9 protein-coding genes are annotated in these 6,343 nt (G+C 63.3%); 6 read left to right on the forward strand and 3 right to left on the reverse strand.

Annotated features, from left to right (window positions below; genetic code table 11):
• Positions 1 to 2: 2 nt before the first annotated feature.
• Positions 3 to 599 carry a superoxide dismutase gene (locus AB4099_RS26480; protein ID WP_441480236.1) on the reverse strand — a complete coding sequence of 199 codons (597 nt, stop codon included), beginning with the start codon at positions 597 to 599 and terminating at the stop codon, positions 3 to 5.
• Positions 600 to 683: 84 nt separating this feature from the next.
• On the opposite strand from AB4099_RS26480, the gene AB4099_RS26485 reads away from it, so the two are divergent.
• Positions 684 to 1,343, forward strand: a complete 660-nt coding sequence (locus AB4099_RS26485; RefSeq protein ID WP_441480247.1) for a helix-turn-helix transcriptional regulator — start codon at positions 684 to 686, stop codon at positions 1,341 to 1,343.
• Here the strand turns inward: AB4099_RS26485 and AB4099_RS26490 are convergent.
• Both AB4099_RS26490 and AB4099_RS26495 read right to left on the reverse strand, forming a co-directional pair.
• A complete protein-coding gene (locus AB4099_RS26490) occupies positions 1,335 to 1,967 on the reverse strand; it encodes a 2'-5' RNA ligase family protein (protein ID WP_113518420.1) in 633 nt (210 codons plus the stop codon). The genes AB4099_RS26485 and AB4099_RS26490 overlap by 9 nt on opposite strands.
• Before the next feature lie 181 nt (positions 1,968 to 2,148).
• Complete coding sequence (locus tag AB4099_RS26495; protein WP_441480237.1) at positions 2,149 to 2,631, reverse strand: MarR family winged helix-turn-helix transcriptional regulator; 483 nt, start codon at positions 2,629 to 2,631, stop codon at positions 2,149 to 2,151.
• A 90-nt stretch (positions 2,632 to 2,721) separates the two neighbouring features.
• Here AB4099_RS26495 and AB4099_RS26500 point away from each other — a divergent pair, with 90 nt between their 5' ends.
• The 5 genes from AB4099_RS26500 to AB4099_RS26520 form a co-directional block, all read left to right on the forward strand.
• Positions 2,722 to 3,090, forward strand: a complete 369-nt coding sequence (locus AB4099_RS26500) for a DUF488 domain-containing protein (RefSeq protein ID WP_113518418.1) — start codon at positions 2,722 to 2,724, stop codon at positions 3,088 to 3,090.
• On the forward strand, positions 3,087 to 4,010 hold the full coding sequence (locus tag AB4099_RS26505) for a PLP-dependent cysteine synthase family protein (RefSeq protein WP_441480238.1): 924 nt from the start codon (positions 3,087 to 3,089) through the stop codon (positions 4,008 to 4,010). Before AB4099_RS26500 ends, AB4099_RS26505 begins: the two co-directional genes overlap by 4 nt.
• Before the next feature lie 378 nt (positions 4,011 to 4,388).
• Complete coding sequence (locus AB4099_RS26510) at positions 4,389 to 4,787, forward strand: MAPEG family protein (protein ID WP_441480239.1); 399 nt, start codon at positions 4,389 to 4,391, stop codon at positions 4,785 to 4,787.
• 35 nt (positions 4,788 to 4,822) lie between these two features.
• Entirely contained in the window at positions 4,823 to 5,176 is a 354-nt protein-coding gene (locus tag AB4099_RS26515; RefSeq protein ID WP_441480240.1) for a YciI family protein, read from the forward strand.
• Positions 5,177 to 5,330: 154 nt separating this feature from the next.
• A partial coding sequence (locus AB4099_RS26520; RefSeq protein ID WP_441480241.1) for an RNA polymerase sigma factor occupies positions 5,331 to 6,343 on the forward strand: 1,013 nt, incomplete at its 3' end.

Consider the following 6,343-nt stretch of genomic DNA (forward strand, 5'->3'; position numbering starts at 1 on the left):
GCTCAGGCCGGCAAGCGCGACGCGACGACCTCCCAGTCGACGAGGTGATCGACGAAGGCCTGGAGGTAATCGGCACGGCGGTTGCGATAGTCGACATAGTAGGAATGCTCCCAGACATCGCAGCCGAGCAGCGGGGTCTGGTCATGGACCAGCGGATTGATCGCGTTGGCTGACTTGGTGATGGCAAGACGCCCTTCCCGCGTCTGGACCAGCCAGACCCAGCCGGAACCGAACTGGGCAAGGCCCTGCTTCACGAACTCGGCCTTGAAGCCATCGATCGTTCCGAAATCGTCCTTCAGCCGGGCTTCCAGCCTGCCGGGCATGCCACCGGCGTCGCGCCGCAGCGAGGGCCAGAAGAAATTGTGGTTCCAGTGCTGGCCGGCATTGTTGAAGATCGCCTCTGCGCCCGGTTTTTCGAAGGAACCGCGAATGAGCTCCTCGAGGCTCAAGCCTTCGAAGGACGAGCCCGGAACAAGCTCGTTGAGCTTGGTGACATAGGCCTGATGGTGCTTGCCGTGATGCAGCTCCAGCGTCTCCGCCGACATAACGGGTGCCAGCGCATCGGAGGCGTAAGGCAGGCTCGGAAGGGTGAAGGGCATTATCGTCTCCAGCGCGGGCTTGCAGTGAGCTGCCGCAAGCTCTATAAAACAAGTATTAACTTGGAATATTGGCGTCCCACAAATATGTCAAGCCTTCACTTGGAAAATGAATCCTCGCTGCCCCGCCCACCGGCGGAGCGGCTCCTGACCCTGTTGAAGACACGCGGGGCGCAGACCGCGGCCGATCTAGGAAAGGCGCTTGGCACCACGGGCGAGAACGCGCGGCAGCAACTCGCGAAGCTCGCAGCCGACGCGCTTGTCGAAACCGAGGCCGTATCCCGAGGCGTTGGCCGTCCGACCCAGTTCTGGCGTTTGAGCGACAAGGGCCAGGCGCGCTTCCCCGACAGCCATGCGGAGCTCACGGTCAGCCTGTTGCGGTCCGTGCGCGAACTCCTGGGGGCAGACGCGCTCGACCGTTTGATCAACGCCCGCGAAACCGAGATGCGCACCGCCTATCAGGCGGCCATGGTGGACGCCGAAGGGCTGGAAACCCGCATTGCGGCGCTCACCGAGATCCGGAGCCGCGAGGGCTATATGGCCGAATGGCAGCGATCCGACGATGGCTGGCTTCTGATCGAGAACCACTGCCCGATCTGCGCCGCCGCGTCGATCTGCCAGGGGTTTTGCCGCGCCGAACTCGCGATCTTCCAAGACGCGCTCGGACCGGACTGTTCAGTCGAACGAGAGGAACACATCCTCCATGGCGCGCGGCGCTGTGGTTACCGCATTCGACCTTCAACATAGCGGGTGCAGCGGCCAGCGCCCCAGAATCTCGTATCGGCCTTGTCCCTGGAAACTCTCGATCAGGACAAAATCGCGGGCAACCCAGCCGATCGGCCGCTCGAGCCCCATGGGAGGTACGAGCTCGCGGTCGTATAATATGGTCACATGGGGCGTCGAACCTGCCTGACCCCCCGGTTTCAGCCCGACCCTCTTGAGCGCCCGATCAATGGTGCGGCGCAGTGTCGAAAGGGCGGCGAGGTCCTCCCCGCAGCACAGGACAAGGGCGTGGGGTTCACCGCCACTGAAACTGAGGAACCGGTCAAGGCTCACGGCAAATTGATGCGCTTCGACCATTCGGCCCGCTTCCTGTGCCGCGGCGACAATCTCCTCGGGCAATTCGATGAAGTTGCCGACCTTGTTGAGCGAGACATGAAGCAGCCTCGTCGGGCGCAGCCGGCCATGCAGGTTGAACTCGGCGCGAAGGTCGCCGGCAAGATGGGCAATGTAGTTCGCGGTATCCGGCTCCGGCAGGAGGGCGAAGAAGATCGCGACATTCTCGCGGCTGCCTGGTCGTGGTGGGCCGCGAAGGTTCTGCGGAAGCCCGAGATCCGGCATCAACACATCAGACGCGTCGACAGGTGTCATCTCGCACCTCGCTCTCGACCTGTCCGGCAAGCCGTCAGACCGCTAGGGCAGCGCTAGATCCGATACCTCTTGTCCTGCTGCCGCTAGCAAGGCCTCCAATCGCAGCGCGACCGACCTCAGCGCTGTGACGCTCGCCGGAGGGGGACCAGGGCGCGCACTCGATCAAGAGATTTTGGAGCTTTCAAGGCAATCGGGGTTCGGGCTTCGCCTCGTTCAGCACGTCGCTGTGATCTGCGAGGTCGCGCGGCAATCCAGGCGGCAGGATCTGCGCCAGGGTGGCCTGTGCCTTGCTCCAGATCGGCAGGGCCTCCTGCAGCCGCCGCACACCAGCTTCGGTCAGCCACACCGCACGGCGCCGCAGATCCGTCTCCACGACCGCGATCTCGATGAGCCCCCCACGCTCCAGCGTCCGCAGGTTGCGCGACAGAGTCGATTGCTCGAGCCCGGTCCGTTGAGCGAGCGCACCGAGCGTATCGTCGCCGATGGTCGCAATCTGGGCCATCAGTCCGGCTTGCGCCGCAGTGAGGCCAAGGCCCGCCAGTTCCCGATCGATGAACATCGAGATGCGTCGCGCCGCGAGCCGGGTATTCCAGGCCGGGCAAGCGTCGACCAGGGCGCGAGCCTCACGTCGCAGGCTGCCGTGCGATTGCGTCTCAGCTTTCATAGATATATGCATCTACAATAGATGTAGATGCATGAAAATAGGCAACCGCGCGTTCCGTGCGCGCCTCACTCCCCTCATGGCAGGCGTCCAATGACCGCATTCGCCCTCAAGCGTGTCTACGAGCAGCCGGCTGCCGCTGACGGCAGGCGCATCCTGGTCGACCGGCTCTGGCCCCGCGGCATCTCCAAGGAGAAGGCGCATGTCGACCTCTGGCTCAAGGAGATCGCGCCGAGCGATGCCCTGCGGAAGCAGTTTCACGGCAAGCCCGATGATTGGGACGCTTTCTGCGGGGCCTATGCGGACGAGCTGACAAGCGAGACGGCGCAGGTCGCCGCCAAAGAGCTCTTCCAGCATCTGCGCGAAGGTCCGGTGACCCTGCTCTACGCGGCGCGCGACGAAGAGCGGAACAATGCGGTTGCGCTCAAGATCTGGTTGGAAAAGCAAGGCTCCTTGAGATGAATTGCCCGGACCGAACCATCCTGGACCTCATCGGCAGCACCACCCTCCTCGCCCTGCGGCGGATCGCACCGGCAAGCGACGCCCGGATCCTGCTGAAGCTGGAAAGCGAAAACCCGACAGGGAGCATGAAGGACCGGATGGCGCTCGCGATGGTCGAGGCCGCCGAAGCGGACGGCCGCCTGAAGCCGGGAGATACCGTCGTCGAATATACCGGCGGTAGCACGGGGGTCTCCCTGTCGCTGGTCTGTGCAGTGAAGGGTTACCCGCTGCATATCGTGACTTCGGACGCCTTCGCACGTGAAAAGCTCGAGCATATGAAGATGCTGGGCGCGAAGCTTCAGATCATTCCCAGCGAGAGCGGTCGCATGACCGAGAAACTCACCCGCGACATGATCGAAGCCGCGCGGCTCGTTGCCGCCGAGACCGGCGGTTTCTGGACCGACCAGATGAAGAACCGCGACCAGATGGCAGCCTATCAGGGGATGGCTGACGAGGTCTGGGCGCAAACGAATGGCAGGATCGACGGCTTCGTCCAGAGCGTCGGCACCGCCGCCTCGCTCCGCGGAACCGGCGAGGCGCTGCGCCGGCACAACGCCGCGGTCACGATCACGGCTGTGGAACCGGCCGAGTCCCCGGTGCTGTCGGGCGGCGAGACCGGAGCCCACAAGATCGACGGGATCGGGGCTGGCTACGTCGTACCGCTCTGGGACAAGAACGTGGCCGACCGGATCGAGCTGGTTTCGACGGAGGAGGCTGCTGCCATGGCCAGCCGCCTCGCCCGGGAGGAAGGCCTCTTCGCGGGAACGTCGACGGGAGCCAATGTCGTCGCGGCTTTACGCCTCGCCGATCAACTCGGCTCCGGCGCGACCATCGTCACCGTGATGTGCGACACCGGCATGAAATATCTCAGTAAACGCTGAGGCGCTGCCGGTCGACGCTGCGCGATGTCGCGTTCCCATCGTGCCGGTTTGACCGCTCGCGCGTTCTCCGGTCCGAGGCGCAGCGACGTGAAGGACCGGTTTTTGTCGCACAGTCTATCCGCATCGGCCAATCGACTGGATTTCAGGCTATATTTATCGGACGTGAGATACATTATCGGAAACGGACGCCATACAAACTACTTCACTCTTCTCGATCAGAATAATTCTTCATAGAAATTCATGTCACTGGCCCAGGCGGCCAATTTACCCTAGTGGATGCCTCCCGGCGTGCTCGTTTGATATTTTTTGTTCGGATGTCGAAATCCCAGATTGGGCAGCGTTCTTGGGGCATCGAAACCAAGCTAATGGCCCAACCAGATGATTTTTCCGATTACCTCGCTCTATGCGATCCCCCTGGCCGTGATTTTTCTGGCCCTGTGGATCGGCGTCACCAAGACCCGCTCGGCATTGAGCGTCTCCATCGGAGATGCAGGCAATGCCGATCTGCACGAACGCATCCGCCGGCATGGCAATTTCGTCGAATGGGTGCCGATGATCCTCATCCTGATGGTGCTCGCCGAGGGCCAGGGCGCCGGCCCGCTCTGGCTGCATGCGGCCGGCGCGCTGGTGGTCATCGGCCGGATCTTGCATCCCATCGGCCTGCGCGCCGATGCCCCCACCCATCCCCTGCGGATCGCGGGTAACTCCGCCTGCATCCTTGCAACCCTGACGCTGACTGTGGCCCTCGCCCTCGTGGCGCTTGGCTCTCGCCCCTGACACCTCCCGAACCTGCTCAACACCGGAGACCTGACATGCAGTACATGGCGCTGATCTATAGTGATCCGTCCCTCGAGCCAGCCTATGGCTCGCCTGAATTCGAGATGATGATGAAAGGCTATTTCGCCTTCAACGAAACCCTGAAGGCGGCGGGCGCCTATGTGGCGGGCGAAGGCCTGAAGGATGTCGATACGGCCACGAGTCTGAGGATTCGCGGTGGCAAGGTGGAGACGATGGACGGCCCCTTCGCCGAGACCAAGGAACGCCTCGGTGGGTACTATATTTTCGAGGTTCCCGACCTGGATGCCGCCCTGCGCTTCGCGGCCATGATCCCGTCGGCGGCCTATGGGACGATCGAAGTGCGGCCGTTGATGGACTACAACGCCTGATGTCGGACACCGCTCCCGATCCCCGATCCGTTTCCTGTGCCATCGAGAATTTGGTGCGGATGGATCGGGGGCGGCTTCTGTCTGCGCTGATTGTTCAGCTGAGGAATTTCAGCTTGCCGAGGACGCACTGCAGGACGCCCTGGCCTCGGCGGTCGTGCATTGGGGAAGGACAGGGCTGCCTGCTTCTCCTCAGGGCTGGCTCTTGAAGACCGCGCTGCGCAAGGCGATCGATCGTTTGCGCAAGTCGGCCCGTGAAGACCGCAAGGCTGGCGAGATCGCCCGGCTTTCCATAGCGGAAGCAGCCGAGACGACGACCGAGGATATTGCCGATGAACGGCTGCGGCTGATCTTCACCTGCTGCCATCCGGCGCTGGAGCCCAAGACCCGCGTCGCACTGACCCTGCGCACCTTGGGCGGACTGAGCACGGCGGACGTTGCCGCTGCTTTCCTCGACAACGAAACCACCATGGGCCAGCGCCTTTCGCGGGCGCGGACAAAGATACTCGCGGCCGGCATTCCTTACGCCGTACCCGGACCGGAAGCCTGGTCAGAACGGCTGCAATCCGTTCTGACCGTCGTCTATCTCATCTTCAACCAGGCCTATTCCGGCACGGACGAATCTCACGCCAGTCCCTTGGGCGAAGAGGCCATCTATCTTGCGCGCATATTGAATGGCCTACGGCCGGACCAGGCCGAAATCGAAGGGCTGCTGGCGCTGATGCTGATCACCGAAGCCCGCCGCGCGGCACGGCTCGATGCCGGCGGAACCAGCATCCCCCTTGCATTGCAGGACCGCAAACTGTGGGATGGCGCCCGGATTGCCGAAGGGCTGGCGTTGCTCGATCGTGCCATGGCGCGGCGCGCGCCGGGGCCCTTTCAGATCAAGGCGGCGATTGCCGCCTTGCATGCCCAGTCTGAGCCGCCCGACTGGCCGCAGATCATCCTGCTCTACGACGCCCTGTTGCGGATGGAACCGACGCCGGTTGTGCAATTGAACCGTGCCGTGGCATTGGCAGAGGCTGGCGCACTGGGAGCTGGTTTGCACGCGCTTGAATCGCTTGCCCCAGCGCTCTTAGCCTATCAGCCGTTTCATGCGGCGCATGCCGAATTGCTGTCCCGCTCGGGCCCGACCGACGCTGCCCTTGCGGCCTTTGATCGCGCCATCGG

The organism is Allobosea sp. 2KB_26 (assembly GCF_052115715.1).
GTDB lineage: Bacteria > Pseudomonadota > Alphaproteobacteria > Rhizobiales > Beijerinckiaceae > Allobosea.

Excerpts from the sequence above, each read along its gene's own strand:
- AB4099_RS26480 (WP_441480236.1), bottom strand. The coding sequence starts at position 599 with ATGCCCTTCACCCTTCCGAGCCTGCCTTACGCCTCCGATGCGCTGGCA.
- AB4099_RS26485 (WP_441480247.1), top strand. The coding sequence starts at position 684 with ATGTCAAGCCTTCACTTGGAAAATGAATCCTCGCTGCCCCGCCCACCG.
- AB4099_RS26490 (WP_113518420.1), bottom strand. The coding sequence starts at position 1,967 with ATGACACCTGTCGACGCGTCTGATGTGTTGATGCCGGATCTCGGGCTT.
- AB4099_RS26495 (WP_441480237.1), bottom strand. The coding sequence starts at position 2,631 with ATGAAAGCTGAGACGCAATCGCACGGCAGCCTGCGACGTGAGGCTCGC.
- AB4099_RS26500 (WP_113518418.1), top strand. The coding sequence starts at position 2,722 with ATGACCGCATTCGCCCTCAAGCGTGTCTACGAGCAGCCGGCTGCCGCT.
- AB4099_RS26505 (WP_441480238.1), top strand. The coding sequence starts at position 3,087 with ATGAATTGCCCGGACCGAACCATCCTGGACCTCATCGGCAGCACCACC.
- AB4099_RS26510 (WP_441480239.1), top strand. The coding sequence starts at position 4,389 with ATGATTTTTCCGATTACCTCGCTCTATGCGATCCCCCTGGCCGTGATT.
- AB4099_RS26515 (WP_441480240.1), top strand. The coding sequence starts at position 4,823 with ATGCAGTACATGGCGCTGATCTATAGTGATCCGTCCCTCGAGCCAGCC.